14 protein-coding genes are annotated in these 20,427 nt (G+C 69.6%); 9 read left to right on the top strand and 5 right to left on the bottom strand.

Annotated elements, in window-relative coordinates; genetic code table 11:
* Positions 1-910: 910 nt before the first annotated feature.
* A complete protein-coding gene (locus ADL12_RS30335; protein WP_062707422.1) occupies positions 911-1,933 on the top strand; it encodes a tyrosine-type recombinase/integrase in 1,023 nt (340 codons plus the stop codon).
* Entirely contained in the window at positions 1,933-3,762 is a 1,830-nt protein-coding gene (locus ADL12_RS30330; protein ID WP_062707419.1) for a tyrosine-type recombinase/integrase, read from the top strand. The genes ADL12_RS30335 and ADL12_RS30330 overlap by 1 nt, the downstream gene beginning before the upstream one ends.
* Before the next feature lie 13 nt (positions 3,763-3,775).
* Here ADL12_RS30330 and ADL12_RS54330 read toward each other — a convergent pair whose 3' ends face one another.
* Complete coding sequence (locus ADL12_RS54330) at positions 3,776-4,243, bottom strand: hypothetical protein (protein ID WP_159053341.1); 468 nt, start codon at positions 4,241-4,243, stop codon at positions 3,776-3,778.
* Between the two features lie 145 nt (positions 4,244-4,388).
* On the opposite strand from ADL12_RS54330, the gene ADL12_RS30325 reads away from it, so the two are divergent.
* Both ADL12_RS30325 and istB read left to right on the top strand, forming a co-directional pair.
* A complete protein-coding gene (locus ADL12_RS30325) occupies positions 4,389-5,423 on the top strand; it encodes a Mu transposase domain-containing protein (protein ID WP_062707416.1) in 1,035 nt (344 codons plus the stop codon).
* 20 nt (positions 5,424-5,443) lie between these two features.
* Complete coding sequence (gene istB / locus ADL12_RS30320; protein WP_062707413.1) at positions 5,444-6,214, top strand: IS21-like element helper ATPase IstB; 771 nt, start codon at positions 5,444-5,446, stop codon at positions 6,212-6,214.
* Positions 6,215-6,304: 90 nt separating this feature from the next.
* On the opposite strand, the gene ADL12_RS51160 is transcribed toward istB, so the two are convergent.
* Complete coding sequence (locus ADL12_RS51160; protein ID WP_159053340.1) at positions 6,305-7,066, bottom strand: DUF6193 family natural product biosynthesis protein; 762 nt, start codon at positions 7,064-7,066, stop codon at positions 6,305-6,307.
* A 284-nt stretch (positions 7,067-7,350) separates the two neighbouring features.
* On the opposite strand from ADL12_RS51160, the gene ADL12_RS30310 reads away from it, so the two are divergent.
* Positions 7,351-8,439, top strand: a complete 1,089-nt coding sequence (locus ADL12_RS30310; protein WP_062707407.1) for a hypothetical protein — start codon at positions 7,351-7,353, stop codon at positions 8,437-8,439.
* A complete protein-coding gene (locus ADL12_RS54325; protein WP_159053339.1) occupies positions 8,436-8,597 on the top strand; it encodes a hypothetical protein in 162 nt (53 codons plus the stop codon). The genes ADL12_RS30310 and ADL12_RS54325 overlap by 4 nt, the downstream gene beginning before the upstream one ends.
* 96 nt (positions 8,598-8,693) lie before the next feature.
* Here the strand turns inward: ADL12_RS54325 and ADL12_RS30305 are convergent, their stop codons facing one another.
* Both ADL12_RS30305 and ADL12_RS30300 read right to left on the bottom strand, forming a co-directional pair.
* Positions 8,694-9,989, bottom strand: a complete 1,296-nt coding sequence (locus tag ADL12_RS30305; protein ID WP_062707404.1) for a hypothetical protein — start codon at positions 9,987-9,989, stop codon at positions 8,694-8,696.
* A 357-nt stretch (positions 9,990-10,346) separates the two neighbouring features.
* Positions 10,347-11,477, bottom strand: a complete 1,131-nt coding sequence (locus ADL12_RS30300; RefSeq protein ID WP_062707401.1) for a hypothetical protein — start codon at positions 11,475-11,477, stop codon at positions 10,347-10,349.
* A gap of 262 nt (positions 11,478-11,739) precedes the next feature.
* Between ADL12_RS30300 and ADL12_RS30295 the strand changes: the two genes are divergently transcribed.
* The 3 genes from ADL12_RS30295 (at position 11,740) to ADL12_RS30285 (ending at position 19,203) form a co-directional block, all read left to right on the top strand.
* The gene (locus ADL12_RS30295) at positions 11,740-13,758 is read left to right on the top strand and encodes a helix-turn-helix domain-containing protein (protein ID WP_159053338.1); all 2,019 of its coding nucleotides are present in this window, start codon (positions 11,740-11,742) and stop codon (positions 13,756-13,758) included.
* Between the two features lie 152 nt (positions 13,759-13,910).
* Positions 13,911-14,309, top strand: coding sequence for a CU044_2847 family protein (locus tag ADL12_RS56945; RefSeq protein ID WP_062707394.1), 399 nt, complete (start codon positions 13,911-13,913; stop codon positions 14,307-14,309).
* Between the two features lies 1 nt (position 14,310).
* Positions 14,311-19,203, top strand: a complete 4,893-nt coding sequence (locus tag ADL12_RS30285; RefSeq protein ID WP_079052363.1) for a tetratricopeptide repeat protein — start codon at positions 14,311-14,313, stop codon at positions 19,201-19,203.
* A 322-nt stretch (positions 19,204-19,525) separates the two neighbouring features.
* Here ADL12_RS30285 and ADL12_RS30275 read toward each other — a convergent pair whose 3' ends face one another.
* Positions 19,526-20,425 (bottom strand): hypothetical protein, encoded by a 900-nt coding sequence (locus ADL12_RS30275; RefSeq protein WP_062707386.1) that lies wholly within the window; start codon positions 20,423-20,425, stop codon positions 19,526-19,528.
* Positions 20,426-20,427: the final 2 nt, after the last annotated feature.

Raw genomic sequence — 20,427 nt, 5'->3', positions numbered from 1 at the left:
GTGCTGCATGCTATCGAGCGACCCCACCTCTACGTCTGCGGGCTGCGCTCCTGTCGACGGCGGCAGGTCAAACGGAACTGACCTGTTGAGCGGCTTGCTTCCACGGTGAGTATGTGGACGAGTTCCAGCAACGTTCGTCGTTCAGTGCGGACAACAGCGGGAGTTCGCGGGGAACGGTGTTGATGAGTTCCGGCAACACCTGGGGGCTTGCAGTGGGAGCATGAGACTGCTCCATCTTGCTGGGGGCCGCCGATGACGCCGAAGTCGAGGACTGATCTGTACGCGGCGATCCGCCGTGACCACCGTGCCGGGCTGGGCAAGCGCGCCCTGATGCGCAAGTACGGGGTCGGTCACCCCACGGTGCAGAAGGCGTTGGAGTCCGCGTGGCCGCAGCCGCGGAAGAAGCTCCCGCCCCGCCCGACCCGGCTCGATCCGTTCAAGCCGCTGGTGGACGACATGCTGCGGGCGGACCTGGACGCGCCGCGCAAGCAGCGGCACACGGCCAAGCGGATCTTCGACCGGCTGGTTGATGAGCATCACGCGGACGGCATCTCCTACGGCATGGTCCGCGCTCATGTGGCGGTGCGGCGAGGCGAGATCCGTGCCGAGGCCGGCCGCAGTAGCGCGGAGGTGTTCGTGCCGCAGTCTCACCGTCCCGGTCAGGAGGCCGAGGTCGACTTCGGGGACGTCACAGTACGCCTGGCCGGGCAGACGCTGGTCTGCAGTCTGTTCAGCCTGCGCCTGTCCTACTCCGGCAAGGCGGTGCACCGCGTCTTCGCCTCCAGCGGGCAGGAGGCGTTCTTGGAGGGGCACGTCCACGCCTTCAGCGTGCTGGGCGGTTATGTGGGTGACAACTCTTCCGCGATCTCGTGTTCCCGGTCAGGATGGTCGCTCCCGTCGAGGAGCTCGGATGGCCTGGCAGCCGCAGTTGGTACGACGCGTCGATGCTGCGGGGAACCCCGCGGCATCGCTCGGACACGCCCTGGTCGACGACTACCTCGAGTTCGTGGCGGCACGCTGCCGGCCGAACACCCTGCTCGCCACCGCCTATGACCTGAAGGTCTTCTTCTCGACGGTGCCCAAGGAGCCGGCCGACGTCGTCACCGCAGACCTCTTCGCGTTCATCACCGCGCAGAAGAAGCCGAGACGAGGGCCGAAGGTCGTCCGGCTCGAAGACGGGGAAGCCGGGCTCTCGGCACGGACCATCAAGCGGCGACTCGCCAGTATCTCCGGACTGTTCGGCTACCTGATGACCCGCGACGACCTCGCCATCGATCGCAATCCGGTGCCGACGGGGCTGGCCACCCGCCGCCGCGGCGGAAACCGCGGGGCACCGCTGCTGCGCACGCCCCGCACCCTTCCACGGGTCCTTGGGCCGGGAGAGGTCGAGGCGGTGCTCGGCGCGGTGAACACGGCACGGGATCGGGCCATGGTGCTCGCGATGCTGCTGGGCGGCCTGCGCCGGTGCGAGGTGCTCGGCCTGCGGCTGGGTGACCTTTCGCCGGGCGAGCGTCGGGTTTTCATCAGTGAGGGCAAGGGCGGGCACCAGCGCCTGATACCGGTCTCCGCGCAGTTCTTCGCTGCGGTCGGCGACTACCTGGACCGCGAGCGGCCGACGGTGGACCACGACCGGCTGTTCGTGGTGCTGCGCGGGCCGACTCGGGGGCGTCCGCTGTCCGCCGACGGCCTGGACGAGATCCTCGCCGGCGTCCGGAGGCGGACCGGATTGCCGAAGTTGACGTGTCATCAGCTCCGTCACACCTGCCTGACCCGGCTGCGGGAGGCGGGCATGGCCCTGGAAGCGGTACAGGCCCAGGCCGGACACCGTTCCATCGAGTCAACCCGGATCTATATCCACTTGGCGAACAGCTGGCTCGTCGAGCAGTACCTGACGGCGAGTGCCGCCATCGACGCCGACCAGGCGGACATCTGATGCGCCGGGCCCGAGCCGCGGCCTTGCCGATCGTGCGCCCGGATCTCGTCGAGTTCTACCTTGCCCACCGGGCAGCGCAGGGCATGAACACCGACCACAAGGTCCGCTGGGGCGCCCGCGTCCTGCTCGCCACCGTCCCGGACCTGGCGGACTTCCATCGTCTGCCGTTGGAGCGCCAACTCGCCTTCAACCACGAGACCCACCGGTTCATCAGCTGGCTCTCGGTCACCGGACGGCTGCAGCCGGGTGGGGATTACCTGGTCGCCCGCCGCCCGCGGCTAGGCATCGTGCTCGCGCGGACCGAGCCGGAACTGCACCTGCGCTTCATGGAGACCGCCCGTTCCCTCGGATTTCGCGACACCGTCGCCATGACCCAGTTCAACCTGCTCGGCCACTTCGTGGCGCTGTTCGGCAAGCAGCCCGAGGAGCTGCAGCAGAGCGACTGGGACGAGGGACGTCGCATGCTGTTGGAGGCGGCCCGCCGCATCCCCAACCGCGGGGTGAAGGCCCTGTCGACGGCCCTGTTCAACCTCGAAGCGACGCTCTTCCACTGCGAGTTGACCGACCAGCTCCCACGCCGTCGCACCCCGGACCGGGCCGATATGCGGGCTCGGGAGTGGGCCCGTGTCCCGGCCCCGATGGCGGACACGATGCAGCACTACCTGCAGCAGATCACCGGGACACTGCGGGCAGGCACGGTGAAGAACGCCGAGCTGACGCTGCGGGAGTTCGCCCTGCTGGTGGCCACCGAGGACACCTCCGTGACGAGCGTCGCCGGGCTCCGGAGGCGGCACATCGAACGCTACCGGCAGTGGCTGCTGGAGCGTCCGGCTGCCCGCGGCGGGCCGCTGCACCGGCACACCGTCCGCGACCGGCTGAGCAAACTCCGCGGCTTCCTCCGCCGCCTGGACGAGTGGGACGCCGCCGATCGGCCGCCCCGCCAGCTGGTCTTCGACAGCGATTTCCCGATCGCGGACGAGCCGCTGCCCCGCTTCCTCGACGATGCCGCGGCCGCCAAGCTGTTGGTCGCCGCCCGCCAAGATCCTGATCCGTTCGCCCGACTCGCCATCGAGATCCTCGCCCGCACCGGGATGCGACGCAGCGAGATGCTCGGCCTCACCATCGACGCGGTCGTCCAGATAGGCTCCGCCTACTGGCTCCGCGTCCCGGTCGGCAAGATGCACACCGACCGCTACGTCCCTCTGCACCCGCAGCTCAAGGCGCTGCTGGACGACTGGCTGCTGCACCGGCCTGAGGGCCTGCGCTCGAATCTGCTGTTCACCGATCATGGCCGTCCGGTCAATGCCTCCCGCATCGAGGCCGCGGTCCGCAAGGCCGGCGAGCGGGCGGGGCTGGGCCGGGTCACGCCGCACCAGCTCCGGCATACCCTGGCCACCCAGGCGATCAACAGGGGCATGTCCCTGGAGGCGATCGCCGCCCTGCTCGGGCACCGTTCGTTGTCCATGACGCGTGTTTACGCGCGGATCGCCGACCGGACCGTCGCCGACGAGTACTTCGCCGTTTCGGAGAAGGTCGAGGCGCTCTACGACGCCCCGCGTCAACTGCCGGCCGAGGCCGAGGGCTCGGAGATGGCCAAGCTCCGTCGCGAAGTGCACCGTCGCATGCTCGGCAACGGCTATTGCGCCCGGCCAGTCGAGATGGACTGCCACTTCGAGTCGATCTGCGAGTCCTGCACGTTCTTCGTCACCACGATCGAGTTCAGGCCCACCCTCGAACGCCAGCGGGACGACGCAGCAGCCAAGGGGCAGGTGGCACGCGAGCGGATCTTCGACGGCCTCCTCGACCGCCTCGACGGAGAAGCTTCTTGATCATGATGCGCTCTCAATCAGTCGCGGCAGGTGGCGGCCTCCGTGCGTGACGAACTGCCGCTCTGAGGGCAATTACGAACTGGTCATTGGGGTCGAACACGACGATCTTCATTTGGCCGTCCTGCTTGGAGATCGTGATCGTGTTACTGCCGAGCAATCGCCGTGCGCTGACCTCTTCAATTGCATCGAGTCTGAGAGTCAGCTCAACTCGCCGACCAAAGAAGATCACGTTGGATCGGTTCCCCAGGAAGCTCAGTTCAGCGTCATCGAGCGATATCCGTCCGTCAACATACAAACCACCCTGCACTGCTTTACCGATGGCGGCGATGGATTGGCCAACCAGGGCGCCGACCGGGTTGGCCAACGCTGCCGCTCCGAAGAACACGCCATCCGCACCAACGTCTCCCACCAGGATCTTTGCCCGCCGAGTCAATTCCCCCGCCACAGCGTCTCCCGCCCCCAAAGTAGTGCGCTCCAGCATTGAGGCAGTTTGCGTCAGAGGCAAGAAGAACGCTGGTACTCAGACAGGAAGGAGGCGCCTTCACTGGCATCGGATCAGCTTCGGATGGGATGTCCGCGCTCTCCACAACCGACGGATTGACAAGTGAGACCCGCATATTAGAGGGGTGCCGCGGGGCAAGGTGCGCTACGACAACTTGAAGGCCGCGGTCGCCAAGGTGATCGGGTTCGCGCGGGAACGCAAGGAGAGTGCACGCTGGCTCGCCTTTCGTGAGCATTACAGTGTCGACAGTTTCTACTGCCGCCCCGGCCTGGCTGGCGCCCATGAGAAGGGCGGAGTGGAGGGTGACATCGGCCGCTTCCGCCGCAACCACTTCGTGCCCGTTCCCGAGGTCGGTTCGCTGGCCGAGCTGAACCTGCTGGTGGAGCAGCGGGACCAGGAGGACGACGCCCGGCGCATTCGGATGCGGCCGCGCACGGTCGGTGAGTACTTCGCCGTCGAGCAGCCGCTGCTGGCGCCGCTGCCCATCGAGGTGTTCGACGCCGGACATGTCATTGAGACCCGGGTGGACCGGCACAGCCGGATCTGGGCCCGCACCGGGTTCTACTCGGTGCCCACCCGCTACATCGAGCGCCGGGTCCGTATCGTGCTGCACGCCAACGAGCTGGCCGTCTACGACGGTGCCACCGAGATCGCCCGGCACGAGCGGCTGGTCGCCAAGGCCGGCGAGCGCCTCGAACTCGACCACTATCTGGAGACGCTGCTGCGCAAACCGGGCGCGCTTCCCGGCGCGACCGCGCTGGAGCAGGCTCGTCAGGCGGGCAAGTTCACCCCGATCCACGACGCGTGGTGGGCCGCGGCCCGCAAGGCACGCGGGGACAAGGACGGCACGAAGGCCCTGATCGAGGTGCTGTTGCTGCACCGGCGCATTCCGCACGAGCACCTGGTGGCCGGGCTCGCCGCGTCCTTGCGGGTGGGCGCGCTGACCGCGGACGCGGTGGCCCTGGAGGCCCGCAAGGCCGCTGAGTCCGAGGACGAATCCGCGGCCACGCAGCAGCACGAAGAGCCGTCGTCCGTCGCATCCCTGACCCGACGCCGCCTCGCTCATCTGCCGCCCGATCGTCGGCCGCTGCCCTCGCCCGCCGCCTACGACCAGCTGCTGCACCATCGTCCCGCCGCTCCGAAGGAGTCGATGCCGTGAGTACCCCCAGCCGTCACCGGATGAGCGAGCAGGCAGCGGAGACCGCCGTGGTCGGCGCCTGCCGCATGCTGAGGCTGCCCACCATCCGCGCAAAGTTCCCCGACCTGGCCGAGCAGGCTTCCCGCGAGCAGATGTCCTACCTCACCTTCCTCGCCGAGCTGCTGCTGGCCGAGTGCGATGACCGGGCACGACGCCGCTCCGAGCGCCGGATCAAAGCCGCCGCGTTCCCGAGGCAGAAGTCGCTGCGGGAGTTCGACTTCGACGCCAACCCCAACATCGACCCCGCCGTGATCCACACCCTGGCCACCTGCGAGTGGGTGAAGAAGGCACAGCCGCTCTGCCTCATCGGTGACTCCGGCACCGGCAAGTCGCACCTGCTGATCGCGTTGGGCACCGAAGCGGCGATGGCCGGGTTCCGGGTGAAGTACATCCTGGCGACGAAGCTCGTGAACGAGCTGGTCGAGGCCGCGGACGACAAACAGCTGAGCAAGACCATCGCCCGCTACGGGCGCGTCGATCTTTTATGCATCGACGAGCTGGGCTACATGGAACTCGACCGGCACGGCGCCGAGTTGATGTTCCAGGTGTTGACGGAACGGGAGGAAAACAAGGCCATCGCCATCGCTTCCAACGAATCCTTCGGCGGCTGGACCAAAACCTTCACCGACCCCAGGCTCTGCACCGCGATCGTCGACCGGCTCACCTTCAACGGCACGATCATCGAGACCGGCACCGACTCCTACCGACTCGCTCACACCCGGAGCAAAGCCGGGAAGTACGCCGCTACCTGACAGAACGCCACGGCCTGTCGGGCCACCGACGAGATGGCGGCCAACCAGGCGGCGAAATCCGTCGATGGTACAGGTTCGTACGATCGAAGGTCAGGCGGTGCTCTCGCGCTCCGGCCAACCTCCCTCGATGGCCGGGCCGCTGCCTGCGGGAATGTTCGCCGCCACCAGCGCTGCGGCCTCGCTGGCGCTGAGGCGGGCACCGAGCACACGTGACGGTGTCTGCGTAGATCCCTCTGCGACCACATCCCACAGCCCGTCTATTGTCGGAATCACACGCGGAAGCTCGTTGTGGAACGGATCCGCGGTGCTGCTGAGCAGGCTGAACTGGCCGTGCGACGGCCACGGGAAGAAGACACGCAGGGCTGGCTGGGCATAAAGAGCCTCGGCAAGTTCGGCGTCGCCAAGCCTGATCACCCGCGAGCGTTCCAAGGTCAGTCGCCAGGCGGTCGACACGACCCTTCCAGGCGGTGCCGCCTTCAGCGGGTCATCCGCGAGGAGCGTCCACTCGCGGCGCAGCTGACCGATCGATGCGCCCTCACACCATTCGTGCAGGATGGCGGCCACCACCGCGAGGCTATCGGTGCTGCCGAAGGCGCCCCAGAGCCATCCGGAGTCCGCGGAGATCTCGATGCGGAACTCGCGTTCGTCGTCGTTGGTCGCATATACCGCGAACCGCGACTTTCCCCGAACACGGCATGCGGCGACTGCTGGGGCGAACCCCTCAACGGGTTCCATGGGGCCGACAGCGCGCCCGCGGCGAGCCGCTTCGCGAGCCAACGCTTCTCCCAAGCCGCCCGGCTCAGCCAACTCTGGATAGAGGTCGGTCGGCACTTCGCTTGAACGTTCCTTCATGTGCATACCGTAGGTCGTGGGGTGGAGGTGTGACCCGCCCGAAGCCCGAGAGCAAGCGCACTGCGTCACGGGATCGGCGGCCCTCCTGAGGTGTTGCTGAAACTCATCGACATTTCCAGCTCCGAAACCGCCCGACCGTTGCTGGAACTCATCGACAGTCGTTGATGCCCTTCATCAACATACTCATTCCACGGGCGCGAAGCCGCGGAAGATTTTTTGCCGTTCGCGGTGCGGCTCGTCGCCTACCAGTGAAAAGTGCCGCACCGCACAGCAGGAGGAATCCCGTGGCGACCGCTTCTCCAACTCCCCAGCCTCTTCCCGCCGATGCCGAGCCTGGCCGGGGCCTGCTCCCGGCGGCGCGTCTGGCCCATCGCGCGGCGCGGACGACCGGCAGCCTGCTCACCCGCAGCGCGCGGGGAGCGGAGCCGTGGTGGCTTCCCGTCGCCGACCTGCCGGCCTACCTCCCGGTCTTCGCCACACCCGACGTCAGCCGCAGGCGGGAACGGCTCAATGACCAGGCTGGGGCCCGGCACCCCGCGACGGCGGCAGCCTCCGACGCGGCAGCGGTCGGCGAACTGCCCGCGCCCGGGGTCAATCTCTACGCCCGCAAGGTCACCGAGCCGGTGCCCGGCCAGGACGCGCTGGAACTGTGGGAGCACGTCGCTCAGTTCGGCACCGGCTTCATCTACGCGGCGATGCGCTCGCTGTCCGCCGCGGTGCTCACCTCCCGCGCCGCCATCGGCCTGCCCGACCGGGAGGCACATCTGGAGGCGCTGCGCCGCCACTGGCTGGTCGACTGGATCACCGACGCCGACGGCACGAGGCCGTCCGGGCCGGTCGGCCACCCCGAGTTGCTCGCCGAGCTTGCGAACGCTGTCACGGCCCGCAGCGAGCTGGAGGACCGGCCATACGGGGACGGCGAGCTGCGCTCCCGGCTGTGGGAAGCGGTCGCCGGACCGGGCCCGGAGGCGGGTCTGCTCACGCGGCGCCAGGTCGCCGGCCGCCGGATCGTGCTGATCGACCCCGCCGACCCGTACGTCCACGACCGCGCACGCACCTTGCCGGCCTGGTCGCCGTCGGGGTTGGACCCCGAGGAGGCGGTGCTGGGCGCGGAGCCCGGCGAGCTTCAGCGGCGCGTGGAGGCGTTGCTGTCTGCACAGGACCGCGAGGTGCTTCGCGCCTACCTGGCCCTGGAGGGTGAGGGCACGTGGGCCGAGGCCGCAGCTGCGGCGGTGCCGGGAGCGGATGCCTTCGCGCTCGGGGAACGGGTGCGGCGACGGCTTAAGCGGTTCGGCCAGGAGGCTGTGCGCCGCCGCGCTGCCCAGGCCACCGGTCACGCGGCCGGCGTCCGGGTGGCGGAGGCGTACCGGTGAGCGGTACACCGGCGCGGCCGTACTTGCGGCTGCGGGTGGGCGGGTTCGAGTGCTCGCTGCAGGACCGCCCCACCGGGCGGACGCTGCGGCGAGCGGTAGCCGCGCTGCTGCCGTTGTGCGCGCTCGCCGTCGGCGCGGCTTCCTGGCCAACGCGCTGATCTGCCGTCTCGGGCGGGCCCCGGCCCGTCCGAGGCTAAGCCCGCGCGCAAGGGCCCAGCGTGTGGAGGGGACATCGTCTGTAGCCGGACGCCTTGTCAGGTCGCCGAACCCGCAAGCCAGTGTGCGAAGGGCGTGCGTACGTCCGGGACGTGCAGTGGCGTTGTGTCTGCGCCTGCGCCGCGCGCTGCCTTCACTGCTGCCGTGAGGTCCCCGGTCGCGAGCGTATCCACGGGGCACGCCTGGCATTCCCCTTCCTTTGTGTGTGCCGCCGCGGCGTCGGTGAGGGCCCGGAGGTGGGCGAGGGCGTCGAGGCCGCGGTCGACGCGCAACGCGTGCCAGGTGCCGCGCTGCTCGGCTGCCGGGAGTCCGGCTGCGACGCCCGGATACAGAGGCAGGCTGATGTGGCTGTCATGAACTCGGACGAGGACGACTTGGTCGAGGTAGTCGCACAGATCGGACTCGGGCTGATGGCGGGCCAGCCAGACGATGGCTTCCTCACCAGACCCGGGGCCCCACAGGTACTGCGAGGGGAAGGCGGTGGTCGCGCTGCGTGCGTCGAACTCCAGCAGATTGGGGTCGGTGACTTCGCCCGGGCAGAACACGGCGCGGACCAGGATGTAGGTGAACCCCTCTTCGGCGCGGGCCTCGGCCAGTTGGTCGGCGTAGCCGACCGTGGTCTTCTCACCGTTGTCGCTCCAGCCGATGGCGACCACGTTTCGACTGAGCGGCGCGGGATACAGCCGGCCTCCTGGTGTCGGATGTCCCCACAGGTGGTTGATGATCTCCGCGAGGTCGGACAGCGCTCTGGCGGCTTCCACCGGGGTGTCCAGGTGGTACGTCCCGTGCGCGACGATGTTCCGCAGCGCTTTGCGGACCGGCTCGAGATTCCGGTTGCGCTGCCCGCGCAGCAGTCCCTCCCGGCGTGCCCAGGTCAGCAGGCCGGTGAGCATGCCATTGAACGGCATCCAGTCGCGGGCGGCGCCCATGCGGATCTCCGGGCCGCGGATGTCCCTGATCTTCTCGAAGAAGTCGGTCGGGCTGGTCATGGTGATCCGGTGTTCACGCCTCCTGCGGTCCCGGACAGCGACGACCTGCCCGCGGTGGTGGGCGCAGAACCGGTCACGGAGCGCCTGCTCCAGCGCGAGCTGCGCCGCGTCCGCGACGAGCGTGAACAGTTCGTAGCACAGCACGCCGTGGCTGAAGGCGGCACGCAGCTGCTCGAACTTCTGCCGCGTCGTCTCGGCGACGTCGTCGGCCAGTTGCAGCCCGGCGATCACCCGCTGTTGGAAGTCGGCGGCGTCCTTGGGTGTCATCAGGCCGAGCCCGAGGGGAGTGAAGATCAGGGCGCGCTCGTCGGCGGCCTGCAGCTCCTCGAGCGTCTTGATGTCCATGCGGGTTCGTGCCTGCCTCTCCGGCCTCATTCTGGCGAACTGGCCAGAATGAGGCCCATATCCCGTGTGGTGCAAGCCGATTGGCGTATCTACGGTGGGACGCCTGCCCATGCCGCCGCACGGACTGTGCGGGGCGGCCTACGGCGCGCTCGTGCCGCGCGCGGGCTGCGTCAGCCGCCCGGTCAGGTCATGGCGCCTCGGTGTACCGGCCGAGGGTCTTCGATCCGCTGTTCCCGTACGGCCCGCCACGGTCCAGGTGGCGATGGCGCCGGACATCACCGCGCGTGAGCGGCCGGACGTGTGCCGGCATCCCGGCCCCCGGCACTGCGCCGGGGGCCGGGATGCCGGCTCGGCGCTTCAGCGGAGGCGCAGCCGGGCCAGGAGCCTGCGCCAGCGCCGCCACCGGCGCGGTCGGCTTTCCGGGGCGGCGGCGGGTCCGGGATCGGGCGCCAGACCGGCAGCTGCCGGGGTCTGGGTGGAGAGCTGGGGAATCTGGTCCGCGGCGGAGATGGTGCTGTCGGGGGAGGTGGCGGTGTCGGCGGGAAGCGGGAGGGCGAGCTGCTGCGGCCGGGCGGGGACGAGCCGGGTCTGCTGCTGGGCGTAGCGTTCGCGGGCCTTGCCGCGCCGGTATGCCTCGCGGCCGGACTGCGCTGCTTCCAGGTCGGCCATCGCGGTGACCGCGGCGCCCAGCAGGGCGGGGGCGGCCAGGGCGCGCAGGGGCAGGGGCAGCAGGCCCCACCAGGCGGCGCCGTCGGCGGGCCTGGGCTGGCTGATCTTCCAGTCCCGCTGCCAGGAGGCTGCCGATCCGCTCCAGTCCTCTCCGGCCCGGGGCGGGTAGGTGATCGGGTGGCCGCCGAAGGGCAGCAGCAGCGTGCCGTTGTCGCGCCAGGCCACGGCGAGCTGGGCCTGGGCCAGACGCCGCTGGCCGGAGGTGGGGCTGATCTTGTCGATGCGCTGGTCCTGTCGGCGGGTCCGGACCTGGACTTGGCCGGCCGCGCGGTAGTGGGCGCCGTCATGGCGGTCGAACAGGACCCACTGCCGCGTCACGGTGTCTCCGCCGGCCAGGATCCGGTCGGCCTGGTCGTCGCTCAGGTCGCCGTGGGGGAGGTGGATGACGCCGACGCCGGAGGGGGCCTCCAGCCGTAGCGCCAGCACCGGTATCACCTCCGGCGCGCCGGTGGCGGTCACCGCCGCCTGGATGCGCACTCCGGGCGCGGCGGCCACGAGGTGCTCGGCGAGCGACTGGGCGTCGGCGACGGCGGCACGCACACGGGCCAGGTGCTCGGGGCCGGCCGGGCAGCGGTCGATCTCGTTGCGGGTGTGACGGAAGCGGGCGGTGAAGTCGGCGTGGTCGCGGGGCCCGCACAGCTCCAGCGCCTGCCCGCACGCCAGGCAGCTGTAGCGGCCGGAAGCGCGCCCGCGCGGCAAACCGCGGACGCTGTCCGGCGCCTGGCGAAGGTCGACGAGCAGGGCTGTGGCGGTGTCCACGGCTATGTCCCCGTGCCTGGGGCGCGGGCGGCGGGCACTGGGCACGGCGCGGGCAGGGTGGCGGACGGCGGAGGAACGGTGGCTCGCAGTAGCGGCGGTGCGCATGGGTCAGCTCCCGGTAACGGCGGTTGGGGTTGAGCGGTACGCCTTGAGCGTGCGGCGGCCGGGAATTGTCCACACCGCCCACGGAGGGTTCACGCAGGTCGACTCTGGACATTGCTGGGTATGTCCAGGACAAATGAATGCGCTGATGGGGGCGTGGATGGCGGGTGGGGGAAAGCGGGGCCGTAAACCGGCCCCGATCCGGGCGGAGACGCCCCAGGCGCGGGCGTTAGCCGAGTTCCTTAGGGAACTGCGCGAGAAGTCCGGCAAGACCTACGACGACCTGGCCAAGGAACTCAACTGGTCCCGCTCAAGCATCGGCAACCACCTGTCCGGCACGGTCCCGACGATGGACGTGGTGCTGAAACTGGTCGAGGCCACCGCCCCAGCCGGCCAGCTTGAGGCGGTGAAGACGCGGGCGGTCCGGCTGTGGGAACGGGCGACCAACCCGCCCGCCGGAGACCTGGCCGTGCGACGGCCGCCGCCGGGTGCCGCGCCGGCCGCCGCACGGTTCATCGCCGAGGGCCGCGGACGCCTGGCCCAGGCCGACGCCCACAGCCACCGCCTGGCACAGGACCTGGCCACCGCTCAGGAACTCGTGGTTCTGCTGACCACTCTCAACGCCCAGCTGAGGGTCCAGATCGAACAGCTCGCCGCCGTCTCGCCGGAGAGCGAGAACGCCGATCAGGCCCAGGAGGAACTCGCTAGCGCCATCGAGCAGCTCAAGCAGACCGAACAGGACCTCGCCGAATCCCGCCAAGCCCGCAACGAGGCGGAGAAACTCGCCGCCACCGCCCGCCGCCGCTGCCTGGAACTGGAAGAAGAACTCGCCCTCCTCCGCCTGGCCGGCCCCATCAAGGAAGAGGCCGCCGCACCACAACCGGAGCAGCCTGCCCCGGACTTGGACCAGGCGGCATTCCTGGCCGACCCGGCCCAGGCCCTGCGCACCGCCCGCATCCTCCTCGACCAAGGCCACGCGCTGCGCACCGAAGTGGCCGGCCAAATGGGCCTGGCGGCCTCCACCGCCGCCACCGACATCACGGTGCGGCGCAGCGAGCGCTGGCACGCCGCCACGACGCTGCTCGGCCGCACGCTCGGCTGCCTGATCGCCGCCGCCGGCGCCTCGCTCCACCTGGTAGCCCTTGCCGCGCACGCTCCCGGCTGGATCGTGATCACCGACCCGGTCGCCCTTTCCGGGCTCGTCCTGGCCGCCGAACCCTGGCACCTGGTCGCGGGCCTGTGGCCGTGGCTGCGCGCGGCGGCACGCCGCGAAACGCTGCCCCGACCGCTGCCCATCACCTACGCCACGCTCGCCCCCCGCGCGCTGCGCTGCCTGACCGCCGCCCTCGCCGCCGCCGGCGCCGCGGCAAGCGTGCAGGCCAGCCTCTCCTGGGGCCCGTGGTGGTGGCTGTTCACCGCCCCCTGGACGATGCTGTTCTTCTCGATCACCGTCGTGGGCTACGACCCGGCTCTGCGGCGCACCACCCGTGCAGCCCTGGCCGACCTCGCCGCCGACCTGCGTGCACCGAACCTGTCCCCGAACCATGCCGCCGAACTCGCCAAGAAGCAGCCCTGGTTGCGCGTGATGGACGCGCAGTGGATCGACCGCCGCGCCGACGAACTCCACACCGTACTGTCCGGCAAATGGCGCGAGGCGCCCGCATGGATGTGGATCTGCCTGACCCCGATCGTCTTACCCGGCCTGTACGGCATCGGGGTTGGCCTTGCCCAGGCCGTCGGAGCTCTCGACCTCGGCCACCACGCCCGTCTGGCGGTGCGCACCGTCGACGAACCGGTCAGCCGGTTCCTTCACGCCCATACCGCCGGTCTGCCGCTCACCCCCGGGGCCGCGCACGCCCTGTGGATCGGCCTCGGCATCCTGGCGCTGGTGCTCTCCACCGTCGTTCGGGCCTTCGCGGCCAGGCTGACGTGGATGCTGTGGGGGGTGGGCACCGTCGCGATGACGTGGTTTGGGACCGGACAGGCCGCCCGGGGCACCGCGGCCGGCCTGGTGGCCGTCATCTGGGGGCTGGTGTCGATCATCGCGCTGAACGGTGTCGGACAGCGACCCCGGATCACTACGATCAACCTGTTCGGCGATGTACGCGCGGCCATGCAGCCTGAGAAGGACACAAGCGCGGAAGAGGCCGGTACTGGAGAGACGACCGCCCGCGAGTGAGCCAGGCATGAACGCATCAACGACTACAGCAGTCCCACGTGCCGGTTGCCGGGCTCGCCCCGCTGCCGCGCTGCCAGACTGAGACCTGGGCACTTCGGGTGTCACTAGGCTGGGGCTGTTGCATCAGGTGAGTACTGCTTGTGGGGGGACGTATGGCCAGCGGGCCGATCACGGTTCAGGTCGGGGAGACGGAACTCCTCGTGGAAACGGTGCAGGCTGGTGGCACGCAGGCCACCTCACGGGTCGGTGATGCGGCGGAGAGTGTGCGGGAGGCCTTCGCACGGGCTCAGAATGCGATCGTTGAGGTGGCTACCTCGACAATCGCGGTGCTCGACAGGGCGGGGCAGCGGGCGGCCCGTCCGGACGCGATGGAGGTGGAGTTCGGGCTGAAGTTCTCCGCTCAGGGAAACGTCATTGTGGCGGGCTCGGCCGGTGAGGCCACCTTGCGGGTCAAGCTCACCTACAACCGTGGCGCTGCCGGTTCGGCCGCCGACCCCGCAGCACCGGCCGTCCCGGGCACCGGCGCTGTCTCAGGACCTGCGGGGGCATGAGATGAGCACCCTCGCCGCGGCCCCGGTGGTGCCGGGGTATCTGGGGAGGGTTCTGGACCGTGGAGGTGCTCCGGCTGGGACTTGTTTCCAGGCCGCGCCCGGGCTACTGGTCACCGCCTGGCACGTCTTGGACGGTATAGGAGCAGGTGAACGAGGAGCGGGTGTTTCGGTCGACCCGCTGGCGGGCGGGAGTGCTTTCGAGGGCACCGTCGTGAAGGTTGACGATGTGCATGACCTGGCGGTGATCCGAGCGCAGCAGGCACTGGCGGCGTCGGTGCCGGGCTGGGACCGTACCGATGATCAGCGGCCCGGCGCCGAAGTAGTGATCACCGGTGTACCGGAGGTCGAGGACGTACACGAGTACCGGTTCCTGGACGCGCGGGGCACGTGCGAAGGCGGAACGGTGCGGGACGGCGCAGTCCCCCTGGGCCGTGCGAAGGCCCAGGACGTCGTTCCCGGGATGAGCGGTGCGCCGGTCCGCCGCGCCCGCGACGGCCACGTCATCGGTGTGCTGTCCGCCCGCTACAACAGTGCGGACGGGTGGCTCCAGCACAGTATCTGGATCGCCCGGACGGAAAACCTCGTTCCTCTCTTGCAGGACATGACCCCCATTGCCCTGCCCGCAGCCGCGCTGCCCGCCGGCGGTGTCGATCTGGTCCTGCACATCGGCCCGGATCAGGTGCGCCTGACCGGAGCAGGCCCGCAGCCGGCCGTGGCCGCACACCGCGGGGTGCGGCCCGCCCTGGCCACCGCGTTGGAGGAGGCCCACCGGGCCCGGGCCGCAGCAGCACGGCCGGACCCGGCAGATACACCCGCAGCAGTTGGCGGCGGGTTGGTGCACCGGGGGAGCGAGATGGCGCACCGGGCGCCGGTGGCGGCCGCCGTGCACCGGGCGGGCCGGCTGCTGGCCGAGGCGTTCGTCACCGGGGAGGTGGCCGATGCGCTGGCCGCTGTGCTGCGGCAGGCCGAACGTGAGCACGCACCGGTCCGGCTGGCCGTGCAGGCTGACGGGCAGGCCGGGCGGTTGCCGTGGGAGACGCTCACCCACCCCGAAACCGGTCTGCCACTGGCTCTTTGTCCGCACGTCACCCTCTACCGGAGAACCCCGGCCCACGTTCCCCCCGCCTTGCCGGGGCCGCTGCGCATCCTGGTTGCGGTCGCCGGGCCCGAGGGCAGCGGCGGCGAAGTCCTGGACTACGAACGCGAACTGCGTAATGTCCTGGCCTCCGTACGCTCCGCGCGCCAGGACAAGGCCCGGGTGCGGATCGTGCCCTTCGCCACCACCAGCGCAATCCGCACCGCGCTGGAACGCGAGCGATTCCACATCCTGCACCTGTCCTGCCACGGCGATCTTGGACAAATGGAACTGGAGGACGAGGACGGCCAACCGCGGCTGGTGGATGCCGACACCTTCATCACCGAGGCTGTCCCAGCAGGACGGACGCCCCCCGTCGTGGCACTGGCGGCCTGTCACACCGCTGCCGACGACGGTGAACGACCCACGTTCGCGGCGGGCCTGGCCGCCCGCGGTGTCACGGCCGTGATCGCCACCGAGACCTCCATCACCGACCTCTACGCCACCCGCGTCTTCGCCCGCATCTACGGCGCCCTGGCCAGCCACGCCACCGCCGACGTCATCGACGCCGTCGCCCAGGCCCGCCGCATCGTCCAGACCGACCTTGCCCGCTCCCCGAACGCGCGCGAACGCAAGATCGCCGCGCTGGAGGAATGGTCCGCCCTCACCGTCCTCGCCGCCACCGGAACCCTGCCTCTGCTGCCCACCGCCAACGCCGACTCCAGCCAGGACAGCGGAGCCGACAGCGAGAACCCCACGGTCCCGCACCGGCGCAGACTGGACGGTCTTGTAACCCGGCCGGAAGGCGAGTTCGTCGGACGACGCCGCGAACAACGCGCCTGGCCCCGCACCGTCGATTCCGCCGCCACCGCCGGGCTCGTCCTCCACGGCATCGGCGGCATCGGCAAGACCACGCTCGCCGCCGAACTCGTCCTGCGCATGCAGCACTTGCGCCCCGCATGGATCCATACCGGACTCACCGGTGACATCTGCGTCGACGACTTCTTCACCGCCATCACCGACCCCTTCCTTCCCCTCCCGGCAACACCTGGACCGGGACAGGTACACGGACAGACAGCGCAGCGCGCCGGAGAGTCGGGGGTGATCCTGACCCGGCAGCAGCACACGCACCTGCTCCAGGCCCGCCGCAGCGATCTGCCCTGGCAGCAGCGCCTGAGGTACCTGCGCAACGCCATCGCCGACACCCCGGTCCTGGTCAGCCTCGACAACTTCGACGACAACCTCACCACAACCGGCGGCGCCACCCCCACAGCCAGCACCACGGACTCCGGGACCTCACCCACCCCCGCTACGGCAGCACTTGAGGAAGGCGACGTACCCGGCGCGAGCCAGATCAGCGACCCGAATCTCGCCAGTCTCCTGGCAGCCTGGGTCCTGGATCCCGGCGACACCCGACTCCTGATCACCTCCCGGTTCCCCTTCCCGCTGCCCGGCCACGCCCACGACGCACTCGTCTTCGAACACCTCGGCCCCCTCAGCCACGCCGAGACCCTCAAACTCGCCTGGTCCCTGTCCGCCCTGGACCGATTGACCGAACCCGAACTCACCCGCGTCTGGCACCTGGTCGGCGGCCACCCCCGCGCCCTGGAATACCTCGACGCACTCCTGAACAACAACACCGCCCGCTACCCCGACATCACCCACCGCCTCGCCCAAGCCCTCCGCCGCCGACAGCCGCCGGCTCCCGCACCCGCCGGCACAAGCAGCCCCCCACACGGCAGCGGGCGGCTCGACGCCCGTCTCGCCGAGACCGCTGCCCTGGCCGCCGACGACGTCATGCTGCCCGAACTCACCGCCTGCCTGTCACCGGCCGCGTACGAACTGCTGCACGCCGCCGCGGTCTACCGCGAACCCGTCGACACCAACGCCCTGCCGTTCCACCTCGGCGCCCCCGACGAAAACGCCAACGCAGCCATCGCCGCCACCGGCCAGCGCATCCACGACGTGCTCACCACGGCCGGGATTCCCCTGGACCAGCCCGTCGACCTCGATGCGCTGCCTTCCGCACTGCGCGACGAACTCGCCCCGCTGCTTGCCCAGTACCAGCAGAAACCCGCGCCGCCTCGGACCCGCCCCGCCGACCTCGACCAGCTCATCAGCGAGTGCGCCCGCACGGGCCTGCTGCACACCGACCCGCACCACAGCCAGGTCTTCGTCCACCGGTGGACCGCCACCGAACTCCACCGCCAGATGTCCCAGGCCGGCCGGGAGCACGAGCTACGCCAGACCCACCGTGATGCCGCCGCCTACTGGCAATGGCGCGCCGAAACATGGCCCCAGGACCGGCTGGCGGATATCCACGACCGCCTCGAGGCCCGTCACCACCTGCTTCAGGCCGGCGACGTTGAACACGCCGCCGATGCCGCCGAGAGGGCCTGTCTCGATCTGCAAAACCGCGGAGCGTGGGACCGGGCCCGCACCCTCATCACCACCACGTTGGACCAGCTCCCCGATCACTCGCGCCGACGAGCCGCTTGGATACTCCACCTCGGCATCGTCACAAAGGGGCAGGGAGACCCGGCCGGAGCGCGGCGCCTGTACGCCCAGGCGCTGGAGTCCTTCCAACAGCTAGGCGACGACGCCGGCACCGCCCGCGCACTGCACCAGCTCGGCATGACCTCCCAAAGCCAGGGCGAGATCGGCCAAGCCCGCCACTTCTACCAGTGCTCGCTCGAGATCAAACAACGGCTCGGCGACCAGGTCGGCGCGGCCCTCACCCACTGCCAGCTGGGCATGATCGCCCACGAGCAAGGTGATCCGGACGAGGCCCGCCGGCTCTATACCGACGCACTTGAGACCTTCCGGCGGGCGCGCGACGACGCCAACACCGCCCGCACGATCAACCAGCTCGGCATTCTCGCGCAGGCCCAGGGCGACCTCGACCAAGCCCTCCAGCTGTACGGCCAGTCTCTCCAGATCAAGAGGCAGGTCGGCGACGAGCCCGGCGCCACCGCGACCCTCCACCAAATCGGCGTGATCCTCCAAGGCCAGGGCAGGTTCGACCAGGCCCGCCAGATCTTCCGGCAGGCACTCGACATAAACGAGCGCCTGGGCAACCGCGACGGCATTGCCCACACCCTGCACCAGCTCGGCATGATCGCCCATGCGCAAGGCGATCCGGACGAGGCCCGCCGTCTGGCCCTGGAAGCCCTCGAGACCTTCCAGGACCTCGGCAACCTCGCTGGCGCCGCCCGAGTCCACGGCCAACTCGGCAACCTCGCCCAAACCCAAGGCCACCCGGACGAAGCCCACGCGTTCTACGCCCAGGCCCTTGACGCCTTCGAGCAACTCGGCGATCCAGTCGGTATCGCCCGCGTCCGCCACCAGCTCGGCAACCTCGCCTACCTGCGAGGAGACCTGGGCGAAGCCCGACAGCTCTGCACCGACGCCCTCGCGACATTCGAGCGTGTGCGTGACCGGGCCGCCGCCGCCCGCATTCACCACCTACTGGGTGTGATCGCGGAAACCGAAGACGCACCAGACGAGGCCCACGTGTTCTACGCCCAGGCCCTCGACGCCTTCCAGCAGCTCGGCGATCAGGGCGCAACTGCCACGGTCTACCACCAACTTGGCAACCTGGCACGGCAGCAAGAAGCCTGGGAACAAGCGGTACCGCTGTACGCGAACGCACTGGTCATGTTCACCCGGCTGCAGTCGCCGGATACCAGCAAATGCCTGCGAAGCCTTGCCGCCTGCCAGAATGCGCTGGGCAGCACACTCTTCACCACCGCCCTCCAGCAGCACACCAGCCCGGACACGGCCGCCGCGGTCCTTCAAGAGATGGCCCGAGGACTCTGAACCACCCACGTGGGAAGCACCCCAGACACTGCTGACCTGGGCATCGAGTCCGACACAGTGCCGATTGCGGTCCTGGTTGGCCACCGTGAGGACATCCCTGAGCCGGGCGAGTGCCGCAGCGACCTCGTCCCCGTGACCGAACGCCGACCGTCCACCACACTCCGGCCGACGAACACCGGCGGGCGCCTGCTGTGCGGCGAGTGCTTCGATGATGTCCTTCTGACGGCGGATGTCGTTGGCCTGGTCCTCGGTGGCTCATAGCTGGAGAGGCTGTTGATCTCGGCACGGGCTGCCGACCCTGGCTCACGCGCGATGCCCGTCGTCACTTCGTGGGCAGAGACGCTGTCTCGGCCCAAAAGTCGGCGGGGCGGTGCGATGCCGTCTGCACATTCCTCAGCGCATGTGCCCACCTCCACGCGCTGCTTGCGCAGTCTGAGAGATCAAGGACGTCTCGGAGTGTCGGCGCCCCCTTGGCCTTGGGCATGGACTGGATCAGCTGGCGAGTTCTGCGTAGGCACTGGGCGTCGTCGCCGGTGAGGAGGTCCATATCTCTGTGCATCGACTGGGCGAGGTCGGGGTCCAACCACATCCGACCGGCTGCAACCAGCCGAGCTCGGATGTCGCGTTCCAAGAAGCGCCACTCCGCTTCGGCCTTCCCCGCCCATTCCAGGGCCTGTCTACTCTGCGAAAGCGTCGTCGCCGCACCGACCTCATCCAGGAAATCCCGCGCGGCAGTTGCAGCCCGATCCCACACGCTCCTGGACACGGAAACACCGATCACCCGTGAGCGCATGCCCCGGTTCGGTTTGCGCAGGTCTCTCGTGTCGGTGACGGCGTATCTGTAGAAGTTCTCGGCCTTGGTTACAAGGCTGTTGAGCCTCGCCTCAGCATCTGCCTCGGAGTCGCCCACCCGGAGGCAACTCCGCACCGTCAGGTGAAAATCCTCCGCCACATTGCGAGCCAGGGCGAGCACTGCTCGCCGCTCCGAGCGCTCCACCTGGTCTCTGTTGAGCGCGTTGAGGAAGAAGAGTGCGATAGGCGCGCCGATCAGGAAGCCCGTGAGTCCAGAGAGCAGGCTCGGTAGATACGCCAGACCCCAGCCAGACGTAAGATCTTTCCTCGTGGACCATGCGAGCAGGAGGAAACCCAGGGCAAAGGACGCCCCTGCGGCGATCTTGGTGGAGTTGCGCGCGTCCCTCAAGTCATCAAGCCAGCGGCCCATTC

It is taken from the genome of Streptomyces regalis (assembly GCF_001509475.1).
In the GTDB taxonomy this organism is placed as follows: Bacteria; Actinomycetota; Actinomycetes; order Streptomycetales; family Streptomycetaceae; genus Streptomyces; species Streptomyces regalis.
This window is presented reverse-complemented; position numbering and strand designations above follow the sequence as displayed.